Annotated in this window: 20 protein-coding genes; 7 read left to right on the top strand and 13 right to left on the bottom strand. The window is 70.7% G+C overall.

The window, feature by feature from the left end; genetic code table 11:
* Positions 1–115 precede the first annotated feature (115 nt).
* Both OG205_RS20120 and OG205_RS20115 read left to right on the top strand, forming a co-directional pair.
* Positions 116–1435, top strand: a complete 1320-nt coding sequence (locus tag OG205_RS20120; RefSeq protein ID WP_330277773.1) for a sugar transferase — start codon at positions 116–118, stop codon at positions 1433–1435.
* Positions 1414–2652 carry a putative glycoside hydrolase family 15 protein gene (locus tag OG205_RS20115; protein WP_442916794.1) on the top strand — a complete coding sequence of 413 codons (1239 nt, stop codon included), beginning with the start codon at positions 1414–1416 and terminating at the stop codon, positions 2650–2652. Before OG205_RS20120 ends, OG205_RS20115 begins: the two co-directional genes overlap by 22 nt.
* Here OG205_RS20115 and OG205_RS20110 read toward each other — a convergent pair.
* The 11 genes from OG205_RS20110 to OG205_RS20060 are packed head-to-tail and all read right to left on the bottom strand — an operon-like array spanning position 2633 to position 12600.
* Entirely contained in the window at positions 2633–3730 is a 1098-nt protein-coding gene (locus OG205_RS20110; protein WP_330277771.1) for a glycosyltransferase family 4 protein, read from the bottom strand. The genes OG205_RS20115 and OG205_RS20110 overlap by 20 nt on opposite strands.
* The gene (locus OG205_RS20105; RefSeq protein ID WP_330277770.1) at positions 3727–4791 is read right to left on the bottom strand and encodes a glycosyltransferase; all 1065 of its coding nucleotides are present in this window, start codon (positions 4789–4791) and stop codon (positions 3727–3729) included. Before OG205_RS20105 ends, OG205_RS20110 begins: the two co-directional genes overlap by 4 nt.
* Positions 4788–6188 (bottom strand): oligosaccharide flippase family protein, encoded by a 1401-nt coding sequence (locus OG205_RS20100; protein WP_330277769.1) that lies wholly within the window; start codon positions 6186–6188, stop codon positions 4788–4790. Before OG205_RS20100 ends, OG205_RS20105 begins: the two co-directional genes overlap by 4 nt.
* The gene (locus OG205_RS20095) at positions 6185–7435 is read right to left on the bottom strand and encodes a glycosyltransferase family 87 protein (RefSeq protein WP_330277768.1); all 1251 of its coding nucleotides are present in this window, start codon (positions 7433–7435) and stop codon (positions 6185–6187) included. Before OG205_RS20095 ends, OG205_RS20100 begins: the two co-directional genes overlap by 4 nt.
* The gene (locus tag OG205_RS20090) at positions 7432–7572 is read right to left on the bottom strand and encodes a hypothetical protein (RefSeq protein ID WP_330277767.1); all 141 of its coding nucleotides are present in this window, start codon (positions 7570–7572) and stop codon (positions 7432–7434) included. Before OG205_RS20090 ends, OG205_RS20095 begins: the two co-directional genes overlap by 4 nt.
* Positions 7569–7811, bottom strand: a complete 243-nt coding sequence (locus tag OG205_RS20085) for a hypothetical protein (RefSeq protein WP_330277766.1) — start codon at positions 7809–7811, stop codon at positions 7569–7571. Before OG205_RS20085 ends, OG205_RS20090 begins: the two co-directional genes overlap by 4 nt.
* On the bottom strand, positions 7808–8662 hold the full coding sequence (locus OG205_RS20080; RefSeq protein ID WP_330277765.1) for a hypothetical protein: 855 nt from the start codon (positions 8660–8662) through the stop codon (positions 7808–7810). Before OG205_RS20080 ends, OG205_RS20085 begins: the two co-directional genes overlap by 4 nt.
* Positions 8659–9687 (bottom strand): glycosyltransferase, encoded by a 1029-nt coding sequence (locus tag OG205_RS20075; protein ID WP_330277764.1) that lies wholly within the window; start codon positions 9685–9687, stop codon positions 8659–8661. Before OG205_RS20075 ends, OG205_RS20080 begins: the two co-directional genes overlap by 4 nt.
* Positions 9669–10841, bottom strand: coding sequence for an O-antigen ligase family protein (locus OG205_RS20070; protein ID WP_330277763.1), 1173 nt, complete (start codon positions 10839–10841; stop codon positions 9669–9671). Before OG205_RS20070 ends, OG205_RS20075 begins: the two co-directional genes overlap by 19 nt.
* Positions 10832–11776, bottom strand: a complete 945-nt coding sequence (locus tag OG205_RS20065; protein WP_330277762.1) for a polysaccharide deacetylase family protein — start codon at positions 11774–11776, stop codon at positions 10832–10834. Before OG205_RS20065 ends, OG205_RS20070 begins: the two co-directional genes overlap by 10 nt.
* Positions 11773–12600, bottom strand: a complete 828-nt coding sequence (locus OG205_RS20060; protein WP_330277761.1) for a hypothetical protein — start codon at positions 12598–12600, stop codon at positions 11773–11775. Before OG205_RS20060 ends, OG205_RS20065 begins: the two co-directional genes overlap by 4 nt.
* 124 nt (positions 12601–12724) lie before the next feature.
* Between OG205_RS20060 and wecB the strand changes: the two genes are divergently transcribed.
* Entirely contained in the window at positions 12725–13849 is a 1125-nt protein-coding gene (wecB, locus tag OG205_RS20055) for a non-hydrolyzing UDP-N-acetylglucosamine 2-epimerase (RefSeq protein WP_330277760.1), read from the top strand.
* Here wecB and OG205_RS20050 read toward each other — a convergent pair.
* Together OG205_RS20050 and OG205_RS20045 are read right to left on the bottom strand one after the other, a co-directional pair.
* On the bottom strand, positions 13782–14648 hold the full coding sequence (locus tag OG205_RS20050) for a sporulation-delaying protein SdpB family protein (protein ID WP_330277759.1): 867 nt from the start codon (positions 14646–14648) through the stop codon (positions 13782–13784). The genes wecB and OG205_RS20050 overlap by 68 nt on opposite strands.
* The gene (locus OG205_RS20045) at positions 14633–15193 is read right to left on the bottom strand and encodes a hypothetical protein (RefSeq protein ID WP_330277758.1); all 561 of its coding nucleotides are present in this window, start codon (positions 15191–15193) and stop codon (positions 14633–14635) included. Before OG205_RS20045 ends, OG205_RS20050 begins: the two co-directional genes overlap by 16 nt.
* 447 nt (positions 15194–15640) lie before the next feature.
* On the opposite strand from OG205_RS20045, the gene OG205_RS20040 reads away from it, so the two are divergent.
* The 4 genes from OG205_RS20040 to OG205_RS20025 all read left to right on the top strand — a co-directional run bounded on the left by OG205_RS20040 (position 15641) and on the right by OG205_RS20025 (position 25683).
* Entirely contained in the window at positions 15641–18691 is a 3051-nt protein-coding gene (locus OG205_RS20040) for an AfsR/SARP family transcriptional regulator (protein WP_330277757.1), read from the top strand.
* Between the two features lie 102 nt (positions 18692–18793).
* The gene (locus OG205_RS20035) at positions 18794–21688 is read left to right on the top strand and encodes a BTAD domain-containing putative transcriptional regulator (RefSeq protein WP_330277756.1); all 2895 of its coding nucleotides are present in this window, start codon (positions 18794–18796) and stop codon (positions 21686–21688) included.
* 105 nt (positions 21689–21793) lie between these two features.
* On the top strand, positions 21794–22525 hold the full coding sequence (locus OG205_RS20030; RefSeq protein ID WP_330277755.1) for a thioesterase II family protein: 732 nt from the start codon (positions 21794–21796) through the stop codon (positions 22523–22525).
* Positions 22522–25683: a non-ribosomal peptide synthetase gene (locus OG205_RS20025; protein ID WP_330277754.1), complete on the top strand. Its 3162-nt coding sequence runs from the start codon at positions 22522–22524 to the stop codon at positions 25681–25683. The genes OG205_RS20030 and OG205_RS20025 overlap by 4 nt, the downstream gene beginning before the upstream one ends.
* The last annotated feature ends 14 nt before the right edge of the window (positions 25684–25697 follow it).

The following is a 25697-nucleotide window of genomic DNA, read 5'->3' as shown; positions in this document are numbered from 1 at the left end:
ATTCTCGGCGGTTGCCGTTCCAGCAGCTCCCCTCCCCGCGCGCGAGGCTGAGCACAGACGCCCTCCGCAACGCCCCCTCAAACCGTCGTCGGTCCGCCGGGACCTGCTCAGCCGGGTGAACGCGGTCGCGGTCCTGCTCGTCCTCGCCGACGCCGTGACGCTCGCCGCCGTGTGCGCGCACCGCGGTCTCGGCTGGGGCTGGAGCGCCGCGGTCGTGGCCGCGATGATCACGATCAGGGGAGCCTGGCGGCTCTACCGGCGGCGGCTGTGGCTGTCGTGGCTGCAGGACCTGCCCCGGTCCGCGGCGAGCACGGCGCTGGCGTTCGCGCTGCTGTCCGGCATCGGCCTGATCGGCGGCTCCGACGCGGCCGACCTGGCCGCCGCGCAGTGGGCGATGATCGTGTTCGCGCTGGTCATCGAGCCGGTCCGGTGGTGCGTGTTCGCGTTCGGCCGGTGGTGCCGCCGCAAGTTCGACCGCTGCGACCGCACGATCATCGTCGGCGCGGGCGAGGTCGGCGTGAACCTCGCGCGGACCATGCTGGAGCACCCCCAGTTCGGCCTGCGGCCCGTCGCGTTCGCCGACTCCGGCCCCGACCCGGACCGGCAGCCGCCGCTTCTGGAGGTCATCGACGGCGACCTGGCCGACGCGATCGTCCGGCTCAAGGCGGGCACCGTCGTGCTCGCGTTCTCGCACACCCGCGACTCGCCGCTGGTCGAGGCCGCGATCACCGCCCACCGGCTCGGCTGCTCGACGCTCGTGGTGCCCCGCATGTACGAGCTGCACCCGGACGGCCCCGGCATCGAACGGCTGCGCAGCTACCCGCTGATGCGCCTGGGCACCGCCCCGACCAGCAGGCCGACCTGGTGGATCAAGCGCGCCGCCGACCTGCTGCTGGCCGCGTTCGCCCTGGTCGTGCTGTCCCCGGTGATCGGGCTGTGCGCGCTCGCCGTGCTGGTGGAGAGCGGCCGGCCGCTGTTCTTCCGGCAGGTCCGCGTCGGCATGGACGACCGCACGTTCACCCTCTACAAGATCCGCAGCGTCCGGCAGTCCGGCGAGGACGACTCGCAGGTCAAGTGGTCCGTCGTGGGCGACTCGCGGGTCGGGCCGGTCGGCCGGTTCCTGCGCAGGACGTCGCTCGACGAGCTGCCCCAGCTGTGGAACGTCCTGCGCGGCGACATGTGCGTCGTCGGGCCACGCCCGGAGCGTCCTGGTTTCGTTCGCGAGTTTTCCGCTATTCACGAGCTATATTGGGCGCGCCATCGCGTTCCGACCGGCTTGACTGGACTAGCCCAGGTGCACGGTCTGCGAGGTGACACTTCAATCGCCGACAGGTCTCGATACGACAACTACTACATCGCGAATTGGTCGTTGTGGCTCGACCTGAGGATTCTACTGATGACAGCGGGTGAGTTGTGTTGTCGGAGAAATCGCTGATACGTCGATTCGCCGCTGTCGCTCTCGTACTTCTTTCGAGTGCATGTGCGGTCAGTGCCGCCGAGTCGGACCCGATCATCACCGGGCCGACGCCGAAACCGCTGGCGCCCTGCGCGTGGTGGTACGGCATCGGCGACTCGCCCTCGTCGTGGGAGATCCGGGCCGCCGCGAAGCACTACGACGTCGTCGTGCTCAACGCGTGGGAGACCTCGGCCATGCGCAAGCTGCACGAGCTGAACCCCAGGGTCAAAGTGCTGGTGTACAAGGACTTCTCCAGCACCCGCAACTACTACGGCGCGGTCGAGGGCGACCGGGACGCCCGGTACCTGCCCACCGGCGTCGGCTACGTCGCCACCGAGCAGAAGCAGCCGGGGTGGTTCGCGATCAGCACCCTCGGCCAGCGCATCGAGTGGGACGGCTACCCGAAGCACTGGCAGATGACGGTCTGGGACCCGGCCTACCAGAAGGCGTGGGCGGACGCCGTGGTCGGCGAGGTGCTGCGCGAAGGCTGGGACGGTGTGCTGGCGGACAACGACTTCAGCTCGCTGCGGTACTACTCGCCGTCGATCATCGCGGGCACCGCCGACTCCGCCGGGTCTGACCGGCTGCTGCGCGACGGCCTCGACGGCATGCTCCAACTCACCGGCGACGCCCTGGAGAAGTCCGGGAAGATGCTGATCCCCAACGTGTCGGAGTCGCAACTGACACCGGGCCGCTGGTCGGCGCACTCCCGGTACGCGGGCGCGATGGAGGAGAACTTCGGCCTGCAGGGCGACGACGGCACCGGCGAGCTGATCACGTTCCAGGGCAACCAGTTCAAGGAGCAGCGCGCCCAGGCCGCGCTCGGCGAGTCCTGGCTGCTGCTGATCACGCACACGAAGTCGGACAAGGAGGAACGCGTCGGGTACGCCTCGGCCGCGCTCCTCGCGAGCCCCCACACGTGCTGGACCAGGGCCGAGCCGGACTACAAGAACCCGTACTGGTCGCTGTACCAGGACGCGCGGCTCGGCGAGGCGATCGAGACGGCCAACCGCCTGCCGAGCGGCGTGTGGAACCGCCGCTACTCGGGCGGCTGGGTGGCCGTGAACCCGACGAAGACCTCCGTGCTCCTCACTCCTCCGCCGGGTCTCGTGACGCTCAAGGGCGAAGCCGTGCCGGACCGGCTCGACCTGCCGTCGGCCGACGCGGTGGTACTGGTCAACGGTCCGAAGCGGTGAGCTTGCGGTAGAGGTCGAGGTGCCGTCGCGCACAGACCTCCGCGGTGAACCGCTCCCGTGCCCTCGTGGCGAGCCGAAGCCCGGTGCTCGCGGGGTCGGGGTCGGCGAACAACGCCTGCAGCCGTGCCGCGAGTGCGGGCACGTCGCCGGGCTTCGGGCAGTCCTCGCCGGGAATGCCCAGCATGTCCGCGACACCGCCGGTGTCGGTGGCGACGACGGGTTTGCCCGCCGCCATGGCCTCCGCGACCACGAGCGGCTGCTGCTCCATTGTGGATGGCAGCACCAGCGCGTCGTGCTCCAGCAGCAGTTCGGGGACGTCGCTGCGGAATCCCAGGAACTCGACCCGGTCCGCGAGACCCCGGCGCGTCACCCTGCCCTCTGCCTGGAGCCTGAGCGGACCGTCGCCGACGACCGTGAGCGTGGCATCCTCCGGCATCGTGGTCTCCAGCGCGTCCAGCAGGTTCAGCAGACCCTTGCGTTCGACGAGCAGGCCCACGAACACCAGTTTGCGCACGGGCTTGGTGGGCGGGTTCGCGGCACCGACCTCGACGCAGTTGTCGATGTGGGTCATGCGGTGCGGGGGCACGTAGAGGCGTTCGCGCAGGAACCGGCCCATCTCCCTGGCGGGGACGACGGTCCGGTGCACGACGCGGGCGACGGCGGCGTCGGCGGCCAGCACCGCCCTGGTGTAGGGCGGGGGAGGGGTCGCGCCGCGGACGTTGCGGAACCACGGCTCGGCCACATCGTCGGGCACGCCGTGGTAGGTGTGCACGATCTTGGTGCCGGTGGTGGCGAGCGCGGCGCTGACCAGTCCGGACCGACGATCCTGTGCGTGCACGACGTCCGGGCGCCAGGCTTTGAGGGCGGCCCGCGCCTGCCGTGCGGCGACCATGTCCCCCTTGCGCATCACCAGGGTCTCTTCGAAGAACGGGTCGATCAGCTCCGCGCCACGCCGGGGCCGCGGGCCGAACACGCGCACCTCGGCGTCGCCCGACTTGGCCAGCGCGGCGGCCAGGCGCACCGTCACGTCCACCGGGCCACCGCTGTCCTGGGTGAGCAGGTAGGCGATCCGTGTCATCGTCGTCCTTCCTCGGAGACCAGGGTCTCGGTGAGCGTCACGATCTGGTCCGCCATGCGGTCGCGGTCGAACAGGGTCTCGGCCCTCTGCCTGCCGCGCTTTCCTTCCGCGGCCGCCAGTTCCGGATCCGCGAGCCTGAGCGCAATCGCTTGCGCCAGGGCTTTCGTGTCGCCGGCGGGGACCACCTCGCCCGCGTCCCCGAGGCTTTGCTCGACGCCTTCGACGTCGAACGCGACCACCGAGCGTCCGCAGGCCATGGCTTCCAGCGGCACCAGCGCCATGCCTTCGGCGCGGGACGGCAGGACCACGACGTCGGCCTCGGCGTAGAAGTCCTCGACCTCGTCGCTGTGGCCGTGCCAGCGGGTGTTCGGGGTCGGGGTGGCTTGGAGTTGTGCCGCCATCGGGCCGTCGCCGACGATCAGGAGTTCGGCGTCCGGGACCTTCTCGAGCACCTGGGGCCAGGCTTCGAGCAGCAGGTCCTGGCCTTTCTGGTGGGCCAGTCGTCCGACGCACACCGCGGTGGGGATGTCGTGGGTTTTCGGTCGGGGGCTCAGGCGTTGGGTGTCGACGCCGTTGCAGACGACCTCGGCCCGTGCGGTCACTCCTGCTGCGCGGCCGGCTTTGAGCTCGTCGTCGCTGACGCACAGGAGCACGGCCGTCCAGCTCGAAGCCTTGGCCTCCCAGAAACGGCAGACGCGGCTGAGCAGCCCGGTGGCGACGCGGAACGACCACAGGTGGGGCTGGAAGATCGTCGGGACGCGGCCGCGCAGGACGAGCCTGGCCAGGCCTGCTTTGGAACTGTGCAGGTGAACGACGTCCGGTTTTCGGTCTCGCAGGATCTTGCGGAGGTTTCGGAGTTCTGAGGCGGTACTCGGTCCTGGTGTGCGGGTCGCTTGCCAGGGGTGGAGAGGGATTCCGGCTTTGGTCGCTTCGCGGGCCAGCCAACCCGGCGGGCAGGCGATGCTCACGTTCCAGCCCCGCTGTTGCTGGGCCTGGGCGAGGTTGAGGACCACGACGGCGACTCCGGCCTCGACCGGCTGCGTCACGTGGACGATCTTCACGCGCGCTCCTTCAGTCCGATGAGGACGGTGCGGTTCAGGGGGAGGGTGATCGCGCAGTAGGTCGCGAGCAGGACCAGGCCCGTGGCGACCAGTCCCGCGACCGTCTTGGTTTCCGGCAGGAGGGTGCTGATGGCCGTACAGACGAGCGCGGCGCCGATGACGCTTGTCGTGGCGCGGAACGGGAGGGGGAACGCGAGGCCGTGGCGGGCCAGAACCAGCCAGGTCACCGGGACCAGCAGCCAGACCACGGCGAGTTGGGTGAGGGCGACCGCCTGGGGGCCGAGTTCGGTGGTGAACGCGAGCGCCGTCAGCAGGGCGACGAGGTGGGTGGCTTCGAGGGCGAGGTACTGGCGGGCGTGTCCGGCGGCCCTGATCACCTGGTACCAGACGTGCAGCAGGCTCAGGCCGAATCCGTAACCGCACAGCAGGACCAGGATCTGTGCCGCGCCAGCCCACTGCTCGCCGAGGACCACGATGCCGTGCGCGGACAATGCCGTGACGACGTACAGGCCGCCGGTGATGACGAGGGTCGCGATGGTGAACCGCTGGAGTGTCGTGGACAACTGGCTGCTCTGTCCATTTCGGACCAGTTCGGCGCAGATCGGGAACAGGACGCCGCCCAGCACGACCGCGATCATGATGTACGGCACCCAGGCGATGCGGAAGGCGAGGCTGTACCCGCCCACCGCCTCGGGCCCGAGGACGTGCCCGATCGCGAGGTAGTCGACGTTGATCAGCAGCACCGCGATCAACGCGCCAGGCCCGACGACCGCGAGCCACCTCGTCGCTTCCGTCGCGGCGTCACGGTCCCAGACAGGCCGGATCCGCGCCCCCGCGACGGCGGCGAGCACGGGTTGGGCGACCGCCGTGCAGAGCAGACCGAGGACCAACGCCGTGGGCCCGGTTCCGTTGGCTGCCAGGGTGACGGTCACGACCGCGCCGATGAGCATGCCGCCCGCGTCGGGGAGCATGCGGCGCCGGAAGTCGAGGTTGCGGTGCATCAACGCCATCTGCACCCCACCTGCCGCGGTGAACGGCAGGGTGAGCGCCGCGAGCCGCAGCATCCCGGCTGCCTCCGGTGCCCCCAGCGCGGTGGCGATCGGGCCGGCGGTGGCGATGATGATCGCGGCGAGGGTGACCCCGGCCGCGATGCTCATCGTGAGTACGGTCCCCGCTGTTCTTCGTGGATCCAGCCTGGTGCGGCTGACGATGTCGTAGACGCCCATCGCCTGGACGACCTGGCCGATGTTGACGATCGACACGACCAGCGCCACCGCGCCCAGGTCGGCTTCCGTGAGGAACAGGGCGAGCGCGAGGGTCACCACGATCTGGCTGCTCTTGCTCACCAGGTTGACCGCGAAGAGCCACAACGACCCCCGCACCGCCACGTCGGTCATGCGCTACGCCGCACGTGTCGTATCGCAAACGCCGTGAGGATCACCCAGGCCGCGACGACCGCGACCCCGTCCAGCGTGACAGCGGCCCGAGCTCCCAGGAGACCCTTGACGGCCGTGTCGACGAAGTAGAGATGCGCGAACGGAACCGCGAGCAGCAAAGTCGCGACCCCGGCCCACCGCCAGTGGCTGTCCCTCCGCCGCCGCCAGCACACAACGGCCAGCGCCGTCATCGCCGGCACCGCGATCAACACGTCGCCCGGCTGGTGCACGAGCGCGACCACAATGCCAAGGCAGGTGAGCAGATCGGCCGCCTCAGCCCCGTTCTCCGTGCGGTCGAGCTTGCGCGCCAGAAGCGCCGTCACCGCGAGAACACCGCACAACGCCAGCAACTCCGCCGCGGGCGGCAACCACCCGGTGGCGCGGAAGAACACCGCCGGCAGGTCGACGCGTTGCGCCGTCATGGAGTCGACCGCGCCGTATCCCGTGCTGCTGGCCCAATCGAGGTTCCGCTTGATGACGTCGAGGAACTCACCGACCCCGCCGCCCCTCATGACGAGCAACCCGGCCACCGGCACGCTGGCCAGCGCGGCGATCGCCGTGCCCATGAGCGCGACCTTCCGGTCACCGCGCACGAACAGCAGCAGTGCCAGCGGAAGCCCGAACTGCGGCTTCAACCAGGCCAGCGCCAGCGCCGCGGAAGCCCACCCAGGACTCTTCGTGCGCAGCAGCAACGCCCCGGCCGCGCCGACCGCGATCAGCGGGTTGACCTGCCCGACGTACATCTGCGCCTTGCCGACCTGGCTCGTCACCAGCAGCGTGCTGATCACGACCGTGCCCGCGACGATCGGCAGCCGTGCCCGTCCCGCGGCCATGACGGCGAGACCGATCAGGAGCATCAGGCACGCCAACGCGAACGCCACCGCGCCCACCCGGTAGTCCGGCAGCGCGAACGGCAGGTGCAACACCAGGTGGTAGGGCTGGTAGAGGTTGAAGTTCTGGCGTACCGGCCAGTGCTCGAACATCACCGCCGGGTCGTAGGGGTTGCCGCCGTTGAGGAACTCGCGGATGGGGAAGTACAGCGCGTCCCGGAAGTCCTGCATCCGTTCTTCCGGCAGGTTCGCCTCGGTGGGCAGCGGCACCTCCCACGACGGCCTGAGCGCGCGGACCGCACTGAGGACGCCTGCCAGGGCGACGAGGGCCACGCCGATCGTCTTGGCGAGCCCGGCCCGGTTGGTGGTGGTGATCATCGCGCTACCTCCAGGACGACGGCGGTCGCGGCCAGGGCGGCGAGCGCGGCCAGTGAGGTGAGGCGGGCCGTCGTGATGAGCGCGGCCGGGATGTCGTTGCTGCGCACGGGGGCGCTCCAGCGGAGTGGGTTCGTCATTCCGGCACCACCGCCAGCACGACCGACGCTGCCGCCACCACGGCGACCGCGGCGAGCGCCGCCAGCGCGGTGAGCCCCGCCACCGTGAGCACGGTCGTCATCCGGATCGATTCGGACTGACCGGCCCCCTGGGGGGAATCGGCCCCCACTCCTATCGTCTCAGGCAGGTCTGACAATTCCGGATCGGCTTCGGCGGCGAGGCCGGTGTCCAGAGCCGTGGACTTGGACGTCGCGATCACGCCAGCACCACCGCCACCAGCACCGACGACGCCGGCAGCACAGCGAGGGCCGTGGCCAGGTCGTGGCGCCGCGCCCGGTCGTTCGACGCGACCGCGATCACGGCCGTGCCGTCCGCGGGCTCGGAAGCCTTGTCCGGCAACGCCCGCGCGAGCGCCTCGGCACGCTCCACCAGCGACGGGCTCACCGCCAGCACGCGCACCGGGCGAGCCGCCGCCACGCACAACGTCGTCAGACGGTCAGCAAGTTCGGGATCATCACCGGTGGTGACGACGACCGGGCGCGTGATGCCCGCACCGGAGAGCGCAACCCGCACGGTGTTGCCGCGCAGCCGCCGCAACGCCATGACGGCCACCCCCGCGATCACGGCCGCGACCAGGGCGAGGCCGGTGGCGAGGCGCCAGTCCGGCGTCACCTGGGTGGTCTCGGGGCGCGGGTCCAGGAGCCGGAACTTGGCGGCGGGCGCCAGCAGGTCCGCTTCGATCACGGCCTGAGCCACGGCGGTGACGGCGGCCGAGGCGTGGGCGGCCGAGTCGGCGCGCACCGAGATCCTGGCGACGCCGGACGCCGGGACCAGTTCGACGGCGATGGCGTCGGACAGGCGGTCCGGTGTCGTTCCCGCTGCGGCAGCGGCCACGTCCAGGACGGACGGGCTGCGGACCAGTTGCACGACGGCCGGGGTGGCGAGGGAGGTGACCTCGCCGAACTGGGCACTGTCGGACGCGGACGGAGTGGCGAGCAGGGTGAGTCTGCCCTCGGTCACGCCGTCGCGCAGGGCGACGGCCAGCAGGACGGCGGCGCCGACCAGAACGGCGGCCAGCAGGCCCTCCAGTACAGCTCTCGGAGCCTTCATCGTCCCTCCAGGACGGTACGCAGCAGTTCGTCGTAGGACTTCATCAACGTGTGCGCGTCGGCCGAGCCGTCGTGAGAGGCGGCCACCGAACGCGCGGTGGGGGAGTAGAGCAGGCCGCGCAACGCTTTCGCGGTCTGCGACGGGCTTCGGCGCGGGACCATGACTCCGCCGCCGCCGGACAGGACCTCGCGCACCCCGTCCACATCGGACGCGACGATCGGGCGGCCCGCTGCCAGCGACTCGAGGAGCGCGATCGGCATGCCCTCCCAGTCGCTGGTGAGCACGGTGACGTCCGCCGCCTCGAGCAGGTCGCGGACGTCGGTGCGGGTGCCCAGGAAGCGGACACGGCCGGGAGCCCTTGCTTCCAGCGCGGAACGCAGGCTGCCGTCGCCGGCCAGCCACAGTTCGGCGTCGCCGGAGATCTGGGCCCACGCGTCGAGCAGGACGTCGTGCCGTTTCTGCGGTTCCAGGCGGGCCGGGCAGAGCGCGACGGGCACGTCGAGCGGGGTGCCGAGCCGGGCACGCACGGTCGCGCGGTCCGCGGAAGGCACCGAAGGGAAGGCCGCGTTCGGGATCACGACCACGGAGTCGAGGCCGGACAACCGTTGGGCGGCGGCCGAAGCGACCGTCACGACGACGGTCGACACCCGCCGCAGCACCCGGACGGCACCGGACACGTCCTCCGAGGCGACGCCGTGGAACACCGTCACGACCGGTCGTCGCGGAGAGGCGAGGCGCGCGACGAGCGACGCGGAAACGTTGTGCGCCAACACGACGTCAGGCTTGAACCGGCGCAGGGCCGCCCGCACCGCCCACGTCGCGCGCAGCACACCCAGCGCGGAGCGGCGCGCCACCGGCACGTCGAAAACAGGCACCCCGGCGGCACGCAACGCGTCGACGCGGAACCCGCCGCCGCTGGCCACCGCCGACTCCCAGCCGACGTCGCCGCCCGCGAGAGCCATGCCGGCCACGAGCGCCTCCGCACCGCCCGCGCCCATCTCGCTGATCACGTGGAGGACGCGCATCGACTCTCCTCAGAAGAACGCCGCTCGATCGCGACCGCGATGGCGACGAGTGACCACAGGGGCAGGTAGTACTGCTCGGACAGGAAGATCGAGGCGACCAGCACGGCGATCAGCGCCGCCTGCACGGCCACGGCCTCACGCCGGTCCGCCACCCGCCGCAACGCCCGTTCACCGGACACGAAACCGACCGCGATCAGCCCGATGAGCAACGCGAACCCGGGAACCCCGAGCTCGGCGGCGACTTCGAGGAACAGGTTGTGCGCCACCGGGGTCTGCTCGTCGATCTCCGCGTTGTGCCCGGCCGCCGCGTACTCCTGGCGGAATCCGCCGGGGCCGACGCCGAGCACCGGGTTGTCGGCCAGCATCCGCGACGCCGCCTGCCAGCGCAGCATCCTGGTGTCCGCGTTGGTGCCCGCGATGTGGCTCTTCTCCTGGAACGCCCGTGACAGCTCGGCCTGCGCCGTCGACGCGAACACCAGCGCCGCCACCCCGGTGACGGCCGCGGTGACGACCACCGCGCGGACCGGCAGCCCGCGCCGCGCGATCAGCCACACCAGCGCACAGGCCAGCGCGATCCCGCCGCCACGGGAGAACGTCGCCGCGGCACCGGCCAGCAACACCGCGCCCAGCAACAACAACACGATCCGCGACCGCCCCCTGGCGGGCAGGGCTACCAGCAACGGCAGCGCCGCCACGAGGAAGAACGCCAGGTCGTTGGGGTCCTCCAACGGCCCGGTGGCGCGCAACGAGCCGCCGGCGACGCTGAACAACCCGCCCGCCGCCGCCACGACCGCACCGGCGACCGTCGCCGCGAGCAGCGCGCGGACCGGTACCTCCCGCGCGGCCACGTCGGCGAGCACCACCGTCATCACCAGGAACGGCACCCACCGCACCAGGTACTCCAGCGTGAACGGCTCGGCCTCGTGCACCGCGGACGTCGCCAGCAGCACCACCGCCAGCAACGCGATCAGCAGGTGCAGCGGATGCGGCGCGGGCAACCGGCGTTGCCGGTACAGCGAGAACAGCCACACGCCGATCAGCAGCGCGGGCACGACCTTGGCCGACTGCCCGTGCACCTGCAGCAGATAGCCCTCCAGCGGGGCCAGCGCCACCGTCCCGCAGGCGAGGGCGCGCAGCAGGGCGGTCAGCCACATGCGACCGGATCCCGTTCGCGCAGCCGGGAACCCGCGACCCGTTCGACGTGCTCGCCGGTGCCGACCACGTCGAAGTGCTTGCGCAGCAACGACAACACCCAGCCGAGCAGCTCTGCCTTCTGAGCACCCGGCAGGGCCATGCCGGGGAAGAACTCCATCCCGGGAGCCTCCGCACCCGAGAGCACGTCCGTCGGATGCAGCAGCAACGACGGGGAGACGTTGCGCGCCAGGCACAACCGCAATGCCGTGCGGAAGTACCCGCGAGCCAGCCGGGGCGAGATCTGGTGCAGCTGCAACAGGTACGCGCCGTGGATCGGCACCCGGAGCAACGGCATCGTCGTCACCGGCAGCTCGATCAGTCCGTTGTCGCGCCAGCGATACGCGGTGTTGGGAGCCCGGACCTTGCCGAAGCCGCCGAACAGGTCCTCGCCGCCGTCGGTCGAACCCGCCGTCCGGTTGTGGTAGGCGCGAGCCAGCGGCCCGATCCACGTCGGCAGAACGCTGGCGTCGTACCGATAACCGCGCCGCGCGAGCACGTCGAGCAGGGCGGGCGTGACGCTGTAGCCCGGACCGCGGAACCCGATCGGCTTCGGAGCCCCGGCCGCCATGATCGCCTCCTCGGCGCGCATGACCTCCTTCTCGACGTCCTCGTCGGAGAACCGGTGCAGCCAGGGCTGGTGCCAGAACGAGTGGTTCGCGATCTCGTGCCCGGCCGCGGTCATCGACGCCACGGCCTCGGCGCCGTCGTCGCGTTCCGCGTCCGCGCCGACCACGAAGACCGTGGTGGTCAACCGGTGTTCGCCGAAGACATCGAGCAGGCGCGGCACCGCGGACGGCAGGAAACTCGGCCTGCTCTCCCACCGAGGATCGCCGTGCGTGCGCAGGTACGCCCACAGGTTGTCGAGGTCGAGCGAGACACTGGCGACGGGCTTCATCGCTCACCTCTGGCGGAGACCAGTTCCCGAGCGGGCTTCGCGGCGTATCCGAGCACCAGCACGCCGGACACCACCAGCAGCACGCCCAGCACGACCCACCACTCACGCCCGGCCGCGATCTGGTCGCCCATCAGCGCGAGCCCGGCCACCGAGCCGATGACCACGGTGGTCGCGTCCATCGAGGCCACCGCGGACGTGGCCGAACCTCGCTGCAACGCCGTCGCGAGGCACGCCTGCCCGACGAACGCGGCGATCACCATCAGCCAGGTCAGCGGGTGCAGCACCAAGTCGAGCACCGGCTTGCCGGCGACGTTGCGCGCGGCCACCGCGACCACGGCGAACGCGATTCCGGCGAGCACCGGCGTGACGGCCTTGAAGGTCCGCGCCAGCGGCAGCACCGCCAGAGTCAGCAGCCCCAGCACGACCAGGGCGGGCACCAGCGGGAGCTCACGGGCCGTCGACGGCGCCGCCGCACCCGTCAGCAACAGCAGACCACACGCCATCACCACCAGCACCGCGATCTCGACGCGCCGGATCCGCCAGCCGAGCAGCAGCACGCCGATCACGGTGGCCAGGCCGACCGCGCACGACGACCCCGCCTGCACCAGGTAGAGGGGCAGGTCCTCACGAGCGAGGAACGCGAACAGGAAACCGCCGACCTGACCGGTGAACCCCAGCAGGTACACCCGGTCCGCGGCGAGCCGCGCGAGCAGCCCCACCCCGGTGCCAGGACGTTCGTCGGCCCTCCGCGCGGCGACGGTCTGCGCGACTATCCCCAGGCCGTAGAGGACAGTGGACACCGCAAGTGCCAGATGACCGGACATGAGCGCGGACACTACGACACGCCTGTGCCGCAACACTTTCGAGCGATATCCCAGGCAACTCTTTCGGGTGAACGCCGGTGAGATTCGCCCGGATTCGTCAAGATCGATGAAGTACCTTGCCGCGGTGCGGGAAACGAACAGCGTGACGATCGTCTGCGGCACCAGGCCGGAACTGATCAAACTCGCGCCGCTCGTCGAACACTTCGGCAGCGCGTGCACCATGATCTACACGGGCCAGCACTACGACCGCTCGATGTACTCGCTCATCCGCCGCGATGTGCCGGAACCGGGCGGCTTCCACGAACTGCGGCTGGGCGGCCTGCGCCGGGGCGACCAGCTCGGCCGCGCCGTCTCGGCCGTGGACGAGGTGCTGGCCGCGGAACGCCCTGCCGCCGTGATCGTGCAGGGCGACACGACCTCCGCGCTCGCCGGCGCGCTGGCGGCCAACGCCTGCGACGTGCCGCTGGTGCACGTGGAGGCGGGCCTGCGCAGCTACGACCGCGCGATGCCGGAAGAGCACAACCGCGTGCTCATCGACCACCTCTCCGACCTCTGCTGCGCGCCGACGTCGTTGAACCGCAACAACCTCCTGGCCGAAGGCGTCGCGGACGGCCGCATCGCCGTCACCGGCAACACCGTCGTGGAGGCGCTGGCACACGCGTTGCCGTCCGCGGACGAGGAGGACGTGGTCCTGGGCGACCTCGGCCTCAAGCACGACCGCTACGTCCTCGCCACGATCCACCGCCCGGAGAACGTCGACGACGCGGGCAACCTGGAGACCATCCTGCGCGAGCTGGGCCAGCTGCCGCTCCCGGTCGTGCTGCCGCTGCACCCCCGCACCGCGCAACGCGTCGCCGCCTTCGGTCTCGACGGCCTGCTGCACGGCCTGCAGGTGATCGAACCCCAGCCGTACCGGACCTTCCTGGCCCTGGCGCACGGATCCGCGGTGATCGTGTCGGACTCGGGCGGCATCCAGGAGGAGGTGAGCGTGCTGAAGCGGCCCGTCGTCGTCGTGCGGCGCAGCACCGAACGGCCGGAGATCGAGGGCACGTTCGGCACGCTCGTCCCTCCCGGCCCGCTGGTGGGCGACTCGGTGCTGGCGTGGCTGGACGACGTGGAAGGGCATCGGGCCGCACTGCGGGAGATCCCCTCCCCCTACGGCACCGGTTCGCCGTCGGAACTCATCGCCTCGGCAGTACGGGCGCTCGGCACTCCGAACGGCCGCTGCTCGCCGCGGCCACGAGGCTGATCATCACCAGTCCGAAGCTCACGAGGCCGAGTGCGAGGACGATGCCGCCGTGCAGAACGACGGCGAGTGCGAGGCCGATGCGGCGCAGTCTCGAATTTCCGAGCACGCAGATCACGATCGCCGATTCGAGCAGGATCGTCCCCCACGTGACCGACGTTGTCAGCACGTTCCATTCCAGTAAGCCCGTGAGTTCGGAAGCGACTCCGAAATACGCGTCCTGCATCACATGACGCATCGCGCTGCCGTCACGCCATTCCAGCTCGACGACTTTGAGCCAGATCGCCTGTCCGTAGACGATCACGACCTGCAGGCGGATTGTCAGATGGGTGACGTAGGCGCTGCCTCGCGGCCACTCCGGTAACGGGGTGACGGGGCGTCTCCAATGCCAGATCCGGTCGTCGGCGAGGCACAGCGGGATGAGCAGCAGAGTGAGGAATCGGGCCACGTTCTCGCCGCCGTTGGGCACGTGGATCGCGGCCGCCAGGCTGAAGGTGGCGTACCAGTGCGGAATGCACGTCCAGCGCGGGCGGTAGCCCGAGGCGGCGAGCACGAGTGCGGCGATCGTCACGAACCGGGAAATCGTCTGGGCGGTCGTCGACGAGTCGAAACACCACAGTGAAAGGGCGCGCAGACCGTCGCAGCGAGGGCCCGTTGGTCCATTCGGCACAACGGGGAATAGATCGGTGTCCGAGGTGAACACGAGTACGGTCAGCTCGGCGATCGCGACCAGCGAACGGGCGATGCCGAACGCCGGCGTCCTGGGGTCGAACGCCAGCGCGCGGACTACCGGGGTGCGCATGTGAGGTCCACGGCGGCGACGCGGACGACGTGCCGCGACGAGGTGTCCCGGCTGGGGCGCTCGATCGCGAACACCGTCGGGCCGCAGGGTGTCTCGGCAGAGAAATAGCTGTTCAAAGCCACTCTTGGAGCCTGGGAGAGAACGGCGGCGCAGTCGGAGACGGTCGCCGCCGTGCAGTCCTGCCAGGACTCGCCGGGAAGCTCGTCCACGGTGGCCAGCAGCCGGGTCAGGTCGGCGTACGACGCCCGGTCGAGACCCGCCAGGTAGTCCCGGTCACCCGCGGTCCGGGTGATCGGGACGAACGTGCCGGCGGATTCGTCGTGGTGGTACGCGACCGTGAACTCACGCCCCGCCGCATTCGTGAAGAGCTTCATTCCTTGCGGCCAGAACAAACGGAAAGCATCCTTCTGAGCGCCTATGTGCTGCCCGACGACATCGGTGGGAAGCTGGGCGGCGGTGGTCGCGAGGAGAAGTATCCCGAGTGCGGCACCGGTGAAGGCCATGCCTTTCGCGGCACGGGCCTGGGAATCCATTTCGGCGGACATCGGACCGGTTGCCCGGTCGGTCAGCACGCACCTGTCGTGCAGGGCCCGATGATGAGTGCGGTCCTGTTTTCTGAATCAGTGGGTTGAACGTCCGACGCGGAACTCGCGATGGTCACGGCGACAAGTGCCACGGCAGCCAAAAGTGCGCCAAAAAAACCGGCCCGTCTCATCTTTCTTGATCCCCTCCTGGATGCGACGAGGAACCTCCCTTCCTCATCACTGCGGAGGGAATATGGCAGCGTTTGTCCACTTCGTCAACTGGTAACGGGCCGTGTGCGACCGGCTGCTCTGGGTGATTCCACGTGACACTGAATCGGTACAGGGAATCAGGCGTATCTTTCTGCCTCATGCCGACTCTTAAAGGTGATATCTCATATCACCGCTGCGGTGCCACTGGTGTCTCCGCCGGCTCCACCGTCGTACTCCGAGATGGAAGCGTGCGTCCGAATGGATTATCGCATTTTGGGCCCGCTGGAACTGCGGTCCGCCGGGCGCCCCGTCGCGCTCGGCGGAGAACGTCAGCAGAAGCTGCTGGCGCTCCTGCTGCTCGGCACGGGCACCGTCGTGTCCTTCGACCGCCTGATCGACGAACTGTGGGAGGACCCGCCGCAGACCGCGCGCCGTCAGGTCTGCAACGCGGCGGCCGCGGTGCGCCGCGTCGTCACCAGGGGCGGCGGCAGGCTGACCACCAGCACCCACGGCTACCGCCTCGACCTGCCGGACGGGCGGCTCGACGCGGATCTGTTCCGCGCCCAGGTCCGTGACGCCGAGGTTGCCGCACGGGAGGGCACTCCGGCACAGGCCGTGGCTCTGCTGCAAAGCGCGCTCGACCTGTGGCGAGGACCGGTACTGGCCGGGCTCGGCTCGGCGTCGATCGACGCGGCGGCGGAGGGACTGCGCGAACAACGCCTCCAGGCCGTGGAACGACTCGCGGAACTGCGCCTGGAACTGGGCGAGGTCGCCTCGCTGCTGGGCGAGCTCACGGGTCAGGTGGCCGAACATCCGCTGCGGGAGTCGTTGCGCGCCACGCTGATGCGCGCACTGGACCTCGCCGGTCGCCGGGGCGACGCGCTGACGGTGTTCGAACAGGGACGGCGAGCACTCGCCGAGGAGCTGGGCGCCGACCCCGGTCCCGAGCTTCGAAGCCTGCACGCCGAACTCCTCCGCGCGGAACCGAAGCCGGAACCGGAAAGACCGGCCACGCGGATCAGCCGGTCGTCGCTTCCTTTCGACATCCCCGACTTCACCGGCCGGGAGTCCGAAGTGGACTTGCTGGTCGAGGCGATCGGCACGCGGTCACCCGCGATCGTCACCATCGAGGGCATGGGTGGCATCGGCAAGACGGCGCTGGTCGTGCACGTGGCGCACCGGCTGGAGGACCGCTTCCCGGACGGGCGCTGCTACGTCGACCTGCGCGGGTTCACCGCGGACACGCCGCCGATGGCCGCCGGTGCCGCGCTCGAGTCGCTGCTGCGCCAGATCGGCGTGTCACCGGATCAGATCCCGGTGGATCCGGCGGCGCGCCGCGACCTCTGGCTGACCGAGACTGCACAACGGCGGGTGCTGGTGGTGCTGGACAACGCGGCCGACGCCGCTCAGGTCAGGCCACTGCTTCCGGGTGCGCCGGGCGCGGTGGTGCTGATCGTGAGCCGGTGCCACCTGATGGCGATCGAGGGCGCTGTCCCGGTGTCGCTCGACGTGCTGCCCGCCGCCGACGCGGTGGCGTTGTTCCGCCGGATCGCCGGCCCCGAGCGGGCGGACGCCGAACCGGAGGCGGTCGCGGACGTGATCTCGTTGTGCGGCAGGCTTCCGCTCGCGATCAGGATCGCCGCCTCCCGGTTCTGCCGAAGACCGTGGAGCGTCGCCCACCTCGCCGAGCAGTTGCGCGACCGGCAACGCCGTGCACGCACGTTCACCGCGAACGACCTGAGCGTGGCGGGCGTGCTCGCCCTGTCGTACCACCACCTCGCCGCGGACAGGCGGAAGCTGTTCCGGTCGCTGGCCCTGGTTCCCGGCACCGATTTCGACGCGTACGCGGCGGCGGCGCTCGCCGGAGTGCCGGTCTACGACGCGCAGGACGTGCTGGAGGAACTGGTCGAGTGCAACCTGCTGATGCAGCGCAGCTCCGACCGCTACTGCCTGCACGACCTCGTGCGCGACTGCGCCCGTGACCTGGCCGACGCGGCGGACCCACCGTCCGAACTGGACACCGCTCGCCGCCGGTTGTTCGACTACTACCTGCACCTGGCGGACGTGCGCGGCCGGCGCAGCCTGCCTGGGCGGCGTGGCTTCGAGACCGGCCTCACGTGGGAACCGGAGCTCCCGGCATCGGCGTCCGAAGAGGACGACATCCGCCAGCTGCGGGCCGAGTACAAGAACATGGTGGCGGTGGCCGACTACGCGAGCGCGCACGGCTGGCACGTGCACGCGTGGCAGCTGCCGTGCCTGCTCACGCCCTACCTGACCCGCGTCGGACTGCGTTCCGGCGTGCTCGAACTGTCCCGCAACGCGTTGAAGGCCGCGCAGGCGCTGGGCGATCGGTGCGGCGAGTCCATGGCGCTGACGAACATCGCGTTCGCACTGCGGGAAGCCGGTCGGCACGGCGAGGTGCTGGAGTTCCTCGACCGGGCCATCGCGATCAGCCGTGAGCTCGGCGACCTGCCCGCGGCGGTCGGCGGCCTGCGCGACCTGGGCGCGTCCCAGGTGCAGGCGGGCATGCTCGACGACGCGGCGGCCAGCTTCGCCGAGGCGGTCGCGCTCGCGCGGTCGATCGACGATCAGCGGGCCGAGGTGAACTCGACCATCGACCTCGGGTTCGTGGACTGCAACCTCGGCCGATACCGCGAGGCAGACGCCCGGTTCCGCGACGCGCTCGCGATGCACCAGCTGGGCGGCTACGTCGGCGGCGAGGTCGTGGTGCTGATCAACATCGGCTGGCTCGCGCAGTTGCGGGGACGCGACGCGGAGGCGGCCGTCGCACTGGAACGGGCCGTGCGGCTGAGCCGGGAGATCGGCATGAGCCGGGGCGAGGGGATCTCCTTGGCGTGGCTGGGAGTCACCTACCGGCGGCAGGGCAGGATCGCGGACGCCCTTGCCGTGGGCAGGGAAGCGCTGGAGTCGGCGCGGCGCATGGACCTGAGGGAACCCGAGGGCGACGCGCTGAACGGGCTCGCGGAGACCTGCCTCGCGGCCGGGCGGCTGCGCGAGGCGGAGGCGTTGCTGTGGGACGCGGAGGAACTGGCGATGGCCGGCGCGTTGCCGATGGTGCGGGCACGGGCTCATGAGGGACTCGCCCACGTCGCCGCCCGGCGGGGAGATCCCGACTGGGCCCGCACGCACTGGGAGCGGGCTGTCGCGCTGTATCCGGACGGAGCCGTGGACGCGGAGAACCCCCGCGCGCACCTCGATGATGCTGGCGCACAGTGCATGCGTTGTGTCAGCGGCCAGGAGACGCCGAGGGCGCTGACGGTCGTGCGCGAGATCGCGTCAGTGGGCTGACCAGGCACGACATCCGTGCATCGGTCGTCGATGCGGCACGGATGCAAGGCATTGATGCACTCCTTCCCGACAGGTCGTACGGCGAGGAAGTGGTGTTCGAAGATGCTGCAGCCCGCGTTACCCGCAAGGCTGGTGGACAGGCCCGCACTGATCGCGACGCTCGACGCCGCGTCCGCCCACAAGGTGGTCGTGGTGAAGGCGGGAGCTGGTTGGGGGAAAACGACTTCGGTGGCCGCGTGGGCGGAGACGCGACGTGCCTGCTGGTTGAACGTCGACGCGGGCACCTCGCTCGAACGCCTGTCGCGCGGACTGTTGCGGGCTTTGCGGCAGCGGTTGCCGCGCCTGCCCGCGGAACTGATCACGACCACCGCCCAGGGCGCGGACACGGTCGCGAGCCTGATCCGAGGGCTGGTGGACGTGCACCTCGACGAGCCGGTGGTGCTGGTGGTGGACGACGCGGGTGTGCTGCCCGCCGGTGGTGACGCCGCCCGGTTGGTCGAGTCGTTGTGCCTGCGCGGCCCGGAACTCCTCAGCGTGGTGCTGCTGACCCGCGGCGAGCTGGGGTTCGATCCCGGACCGGCCGTGGTGCTGACCGGCGAGGGCCACAGCGAGGACGAGCTCGCGGCGTCCAGGCTCGCCGCGGAACCCGAGGAGAACCGGGAACTGTTGCGTGCCATCGCAACGCTCGGCCGGGTGAGCACGGCGCTGTGCGTGGCGCTCGGGTTCACCGACGTCCGGGAGACGCTGCGCGGACTCGCGCGGCGCGGTCTGCTGACCGGCCCGGACTGGAGCGTCCTCGAACCGGTCGCGGAGCTGGTGCGCCGCGACGCCGAGGATCCGGAGATCCGCGTCAAGGCCGCCGTGTTCTGCGAACGCACCGGCGCGCACGCCGAAGCCCTCAGACACCTGGTCGCCGCGCGGAAGTGGGATCTGGTCGCACAGCTGCTGCTGCGCAGGGACGAGCGGATCGTCGCGGGCGGTGACACCGACGCGGTGCTCGCGGCCCTGGAACAGCTGGAGATCGACGACTCCCGCCTGTACCTGGTGTGGGGTTTCGCCTTGCAGCACAAGGGCGACTGGCTCGGGTCGCTGCACTGCTACGAACAGGCGGGCGAACGCACCGTGAGGTCGTCGTGGCGGATGGGGCAGCTGCACGCCCTCACCGGGCAGACCGACAAGGCCGTCGAGGTGTTCGAGCGCACGGTGTTCGACGACGTCGCGTCGCTGGACGAGGTGCGGCTGCTGTCGCTGGCCGTGCGCTGGTTCCGCGAGACCGGGCGGCACGAGAAGGCGCGGGAGTTGGCCGGCAGGTGCGCGGAGGCGGCCCGCCGGTGCGGTGGCCATTCCGCGTTCGCCTGGAGCAGCAGGGCATGCGGGCTGCTCGCCGGGTTCGACGGTGACCGGGCGGCGTTCGAGATGCACTACAGGCAGGCCGTGGACCGGGCGCGACGGGCGGGCTGCCGGATGCTGGAGCTGACGATCCGGTCCGAGCGGGCGTGGTTCCTGGCGGGAGAGGCCGGTCCGGCGCAGGCGCTGGCCGAGATCGACGAGGTGCTGGTCCTCGGCAGGCAAGCGGGTCTCACCGGCCACGAACCGGACTGCCTGGGCATCCGGGCGCTCGCCGCGGTCAGGCTGGGGAGGTTCGACGAGGCTCTGCGTGACGCCGGCCAGTGCCCACGCCACCTGGTGATCAGGGCCGAGGTGCACCGCCGGCGTGGCGAGCCCGGCCAGGCGCAGGCGTTGCTGGACGAGGCGCTGGCGCTGCCGGGCACCGATCCGCTCGTCTGCGCGACGCTCGCCAGGGTCGTGGCGGGCGAGGATCCCGGCCGGGCACGACAGCTCGCGGAACAAGCCGTTGCCACCAGCCAGGTCCTGCGGTTGCGGGAGGTGCCCGCGTTGCTCGCCCGCGGCTGGGTCGCCGTGCTGGCAGGTGATCGGGAGACGGCGCGGGCCGACGCGGCCACGGCACGGGCGCTGGCGGGCCGTCGCGGTGACAAGGCGGGACTCGCGGACGCGTTGCAGCTGGCGGCGGCGACCTCGGCCGATCGGAAGGCGTTGCTGGCCGAGGCCGTGATGGTGTGGCGGGCGGCGGACGATCCGGTCGGCGCGTCGACCGCGGAACTCGCGGTGGCCCGGCTGACCGGGGTGGACGTGGCCCGGTTCGAGAACGCGGTGCACGCGCACGGAGTTCGCACCGACGTCTCGATGGCCGACGTGCTCGGTACGGGCGCGCCGAGGACCGCGCGGATCGTCGTGCGGACGCTCGGCGGGTTCCAGGTGCTGCGTGACGGTGCCCCGGTGCCGTCCGCGTTGTGGCAGTCGAAGAAGGCGAGGGATCTGCTGAAGATCCTGGCGGGCAACAGCGGGCGGCCGGTGCCGCGGCCGCAACTGGTGGAGCTGCTGTGGCCGGACGACCTGTCGGCCCGCACTGCGAACCGGCTTTCCGTGCTGTTGTCGACGTTGCGGACCGTGCTGTGCGTGCCGGGGTTACCCGCCGACGCTGAACCGCTGGTCGCCGACCGGGACACGGTGTCGCTCGATCTGTCCCTTGTGGACCTCGACGTGGCGGCGTTCCTCGGCGCGGCGAGCACCGCGCTGGTGGCTCACCGCCGAGGCGACCAGGCCGCGGTGCCGTTGCTGATCGCCGCGGACGAGCTCTACCTCGGCGAGTTCCTGGCCGAGGAACCGTACGAGCAGTGGGCGATCCAGGTGCGCGAGGAGGTGCGGGGCAGGTACACCGCCGTGCTGCGCGCGTTGGTGCAACTCGTGCGCGATCCCGATCAGCAGGTCGGGTACCTGGTCCGGATGCTCGAACTCGACCGCTACGACGAGGGCGCGCACGTGCGGCTGGTGAAGGCGCTCAGGGCGGCCGGACGGCACGGCGAGGCCCGCCGGCGGTATCAGGTCTACCTGGAGCAGATGCGCGAGATCGGCGTCCTGCCCACCGAACCGGATCTGTTCGGCAGCAGGCCCTCTGAAGTTCTTCGGGCGGGCTGAGCTGCGCTTTTCGGTGGCGATAAGGGAACCATCATGTTTCCCGAAGGCTGCGTTAAGGGGCACTTCGTAACTTCCTCGCAGTGAAGGAACACGGGGGTGTTACGGGTGGGGAGTAGCTGGCTGATCTGTCCTCGGCCTCGGCCGGAGGCGGCGCTGCGGGTGGTGTGCGTTCCGTACGCCGGCGGTGGTGCGTCGGCCTTCTGGGACTGGCCGGACCTGCTGGGCGACTCCGTCGAGCTGTGGAGCGCGGTGCTGCCGGGCAGGGAACGGCGGTTCGGCGAACCCGCGGTCACCGACGCGGCGCTGATCGCCGCGCCACTGGCCGAGGCGATCCGCGCGGAGGTCCCGACACCGCTGGTGTTGTTCGGCCACAGCATGGGCGGACTGCTCGCGTTCGACATCGCCCGCAGGCTCGGCGACCAGGTCGAGCACCTGTTCGTGTCCGCGGCCAAGGCCCCGCACCTGGCGTTCGGTGGCGAGCCGCACCTGCTCGATGACGACGGTCTGCTCGACTGGATGACCACGCTCGGCGGTGTGCCCGCGGATCTGCTGGCGCACGAGGAGATGCTCGGCCTGCTCCTGCCGACGCTGCGCGCCGACCTGACCGTGTGCGCCGGATTCCACGGCACGCGGGACGTGATCGACGTGCCCATCACCGCGTTCGCAGGCACCGACGACCCGCTCGCGAGCGTGGCCGACGTCGCAGCCTGGCAGCACCACACCGTGGCGGGCTTCGACCTCGTGGTCCGCCCCGGCGGCCACTTCTACCTCAAAGACGATCCGGCAGCGGTGACGAGCGTCCTGCGTTCAGCGACCGCCAGGGAAGGTGTGCAGTGACCCAGCAGCACCCCGCGGCCACCCGCGGTCAGCAGCAGATCTGGTTCTCCGACCAGCTCGCGCCGGACGCCACGTTCAACACCGTGCCGGTGTACGTGGAGATCACCGGCGAGCTGGACACCTACGCGCTCGCCGCCGCGCTGACCGCGGTGGTGAACCGGCACGAACCGTTGCGCACCAGCTACCGCCTCGACGGCACCGAGCTGGTACCGGAGATCGCGCTGGAAGCGCACGTGTCGATCGCGACGCGTGACCTGCGCGATCTTCCCCCCGCCGAACGCTCGGCGCGCGCGGAGGCGTTGGTGGCGGCCGAACTCGCCCGCCGCGTCGACATCTCCGGCGGGCTGCCGCTGCGCATCGTGTTGCTGCGCCTGGAGGACGACCGTCATCAGCTCGTCCTGCTGGTGCACCACATCGCGATCGACGGTGCATCGGTCGCGGTGATCCAGGACGAGTTGCCGCGCTGCTACCAGGCCGCGGTGGACGGACTGGACGTCTCGCTGCCCCGGCCCTCGGTCGCCTTCCGCGACATCGCGCCGTTGGCCGGAGAGGTCGACCACTGGCGTTCGGAACTGGCCGATCTGCCGGAACCGCTGGAGCTGCCAGGGATTCGCACCCGCCCGGCCCAGACCGACTTCGCCGCCGAGGCACTGCCGCTGGTCGTGCCCGAGGAGCTGGCGAACGCGGTGCGGCGCGCGGCGAGCACGCACCGCTCGTCGTCGTTCATGGTGCTGCTGAGCGCGTTCTCCGTGCTGCTGCACCGGTTGACCGGCTCGTCGGACATCGTGGTCGGCTCCCCGTCCGCCGGACGGGAGCACGCCGACACCCACGACCTGGTCGGCTACTTCGTCAACATGCTCGCGTTGCGCGTGCGGCTCGGCTCCGACCCGACGTACCGCGAGGCGATCGACGTCGTCCGCGACACCGTGCTGGACGCGCTCGACCACCGCGACGCGCCGTTCCACCAGGTCTGCGAGGCGCTCGGGCAGACCGGCGACGTCGACCGGCACCCGATCTTCCAGGTGGTCTTCGCGTCCCCGCCGCCGCTGGCCGGTCCGCTGGCCGCCGGTGGCTGCGTCTTCACGTTCACCCAGGGCACCAGCGACCAGGGGATCTACGACCTCGAACTGCAGCTGCCCGACTCCGGCAGCGGTGAGATGCGCGGCTGGGTCAAGTTCCGCACCGCGCTCTACCGGCGTGCCGACGTCGTCGACCTGACCGAGCGTTTCGCCACCGTGCTCGGCCAGCTCACGACCACACCCGACGTGCGGCTGTCCAATCTCTCGTTGCTGTCCGGTGACGAGCGCGGCCGGATCGTCCGCGACCTCAACGCGAACGCGACGGCGTACCCGGCGGACGCGACGCTCGTCGAGCTGTTCGAGCAGACCGTCGACCGGTACTCCGGCGACATCGCCGTCGAGTTCGGCGGCGTGCGGCTCACCTACGCGGAACTGGACCTGCGAGCCAACCGGCTCGCCGCACACCTCGGCACGCTCGAGGTCGGCACCGGAACGCCCGTCGGCATCCTGATGGACCGCGGCGTGGACTGGATCGTCGCCGCGATCGGTGTGCTCAAGGCGGGTGGTGCGTACCTGCCGCTCGACCCGGCGTATCCGCTCGACCGCCTGCAGGCCTTGTGCGCCGACGCTTCCGCCGCTGTCGTCGTCGCGGACCGGTTCGTCGAGCTGTCCGGCGTCGAGCTGTTCGATCTGTCGGCGATGGTCCTCACGTGCCCCGCTGACCGTCCACAACGGACTTTGGCCGCGGACGACCTCGCGTACGTGATGTACACGTCCGGTTCGACCGGCATGCCGAAGGGCGTGTGCGTCAGTCACCGCAACGTCGTCCGGCTGGTCCGCGACACGAACTACGTCGACTTCGCGCCTGGTGACCGGGTGGCGCAGGCGTCCACGACCACGTTCGACGCGGCGACGTTCGAGATCTGGGGCGCGTTGCTGAACGGCGGCCGGCTGATCGGGCTGTCCAAGGACGTCGCGCTCGACCCGGCGGCGCTGGGGGAGTGGTTGCGGGCCAACGAGATCGACACGTTGTTCCTCACCACCTCGGTCGCCATGCACGTGGCGCGGGAGATGCCCGGCGCGTTGTCGGGGTTGCGCTACTTCGTGTTCGGCGGCGAGCAGCCGGACGAGCACGCGATCGCCACCCTGATCGCGCATCCCGGCGGTCCCAGGCACGTCGTGAACGGCTACGGGCCGACCGAGACCACGACCTTCGCGTCCAGTCACGAGTGTGAGCGAGCGGAAGGCCGTGTTCCGCTGGGGCGTGCGCTGAGCAACACGCAGCTCTACGTGCTGGACCAGTACCTGGAACCGGTACCGCCGATGGCCGTGGGTGAGCTGTGCATCGGCGGTGACGGCGTCGGCCGTGGCTATGTCGGCAATCCCGCTCTGACCGCCGAGAAGTTCGTGCCCGACCACCTCGGCGGCAAGCCCGGCGCACGCCTGTACCGGACCGGTGACCTGGCGCGGCTGTTGCCCGACGGGACGTTCGAGTACCTGGGGCGGGCCGACCGGCAGGTCAAGATCCGCGGGTTCCGGATCGAGCCGGGTGAGGTCGAGGCCTGCCTGCACTCGTCGGGACTCGTTCGCCAGGCCGTGGTGATGCCTCGTGAGGACGCTGCCGGGGACGTGAGTCTGGTCGGTTACGTCGTGCTGGAGCAGCAGGCGGAGGAGCAGCTCGACGAGCTGATGCGGCACGTGCGGGACGCGCTGCCCGCCTACCTGGTGCCGTCCGCGCTGGTGTCGCTGGACGCGTTGCCGTTGACCCGCAACGGAAAGCTCGACGTGAGGGCGCTACCGGACCCGGAGATCACCGCCGAGGTGCTGGAGGAGCCGCAGACGCTCACCGAGGTCGCGATCGCGAACCTGTGGCGGCAGGTGCTCGGCGCGGAGTCGATCGGCCGGGACACCGACTTCTTCGACCTCGGCGGCCATTCGCTGAAGGCGGCCCGAATCCTCACGCGCATCGAGAGCGAACTGGGGGTCCGGCTCCCGATGCGGTCTCTGTTCGACCACCCGACCGTCGCCGGCATCGCCACCGAGGTCGATCGCCTGCGTGACACCACACCCGTATCCGTCGGTGCGATCCGAGCCGAGGCCAGGTCCTCGCTCTCCGTCGCCGACCTGCTCGATCTGTGAAAGAGGGGGAAATC

This window comes from Lentzea sp. NBC_00516 (assembly GCF_036346835.1).
GTDB lineage: Bacteria > Actinomycetota > Actinomycetes > Mycobacteriales > Pseudonocardiaceae > Lentzea > Lentzea sokolovensis.
This window is presented reverse-complemented; position numbering and strand designations above follow the sequence as displayed.

What these genes read in the sequence shown, in the direction of transcription:
- OG205_RS20090 (WP_330277767.1), bottom strand. Translation starts at nt 7,572, where the DNA reads ATGACGAACCCACTCCGCTGGAGCGCCCCCGTGCGCAGCAACGACATC.
- OG205_RS20100 (WP_330277769.1), bottom strand. Translation starts at nt 6,188, where the DNA reads ATGACCGACGTGGCGGTGCGGGGGTCGTTGTGGCTCTTCGCGGTCAAC.
- OG205_RS20110 (WP_330277771.1), bottom strand. Translation starts at nt 3,730, where the DNA reads ATGACACGGATCGCCTACCTGCTCACCCAGGACAGCGGTGGCCCGGTG.
- OG205_RS20070 (WP_330277763.1), bottom strand. Translation starts at nt 10,841, where the DNA reads ATGTGGCTGACCGCCCTGCTGCGCGCCCTCGCCTGCGGGACGGTGGCG.
- OG205_RS20035 (WP_330277756.1), top strand. Translation starts at nt 18,794, where the DNA reads ATGCTGCAGCCCGCGTTACCCGCAAGGCTGGTGGACAGGCCCGCACTG.
- OG205_RS20095 (WP_330277768.1), bottom strand. Translation starts at nt 7,435, where the DNA reads ATGATCACCACCACCAACCGGGCCGGGCTCGCCAAGACGATCGGCGTG.
- OG205_RS20040 (WP_330277757.1), top strand. Translation starts at nt 15,641, where the DNA reads ATGGATTATCGCATTTTGGGCCCGCTGGAACTGCGGTCCGCCGGGCGC.
- OG205_RS20045 (WP_330277758.1), bottom strand. Translation starts at nt 15,193, where the DNA reads ATGTCCGCCGAAATGGATTCCCAGGCCCGTGCCGCGAAAGGCATGGCC.
- OG205_RS20060 (WP_330277761.1), bottom strand. Translation starts at nt 12,600, where the DNA reads ATGTCCGGTCATCTGGCACTTGCGGTGTCCACTGTCCTCTACGGCCTG.
- OG205_RS20050 (WP_330277759.1), bottom strand. Translation starts at nt 14,648, where the DNA reads ATGCGCACCCCGGTAGTCCGCGCGCTGGCGTTCGACCCCAGGACGCCG.
- OG205_RS20075 (WP_330277764.1), bottom strand. Translation starts at nt 9,687, where the DNA reads ATGCGCGTCCTCCACGTGATCAGCGAGATGGGCGCGGGCGGTGCGGAG.
- OG205_RS20080 (WP_330277765.1), bottom strand. Translation starts at nt 8,662, where the DNA reads ATGAAGGCTCCGAGAGCTGTACTGGAGGGCCTGCTGGCCGCCGTTCTG.
- OG205_RS20065 (WP_330277762.1), bottom strand. Translation starts at nt 11,776, where the DNA reads ATGAAGCCCGTCGCCAGTGTCTCGCTCGACCTCGACAACCTGTGGGCG.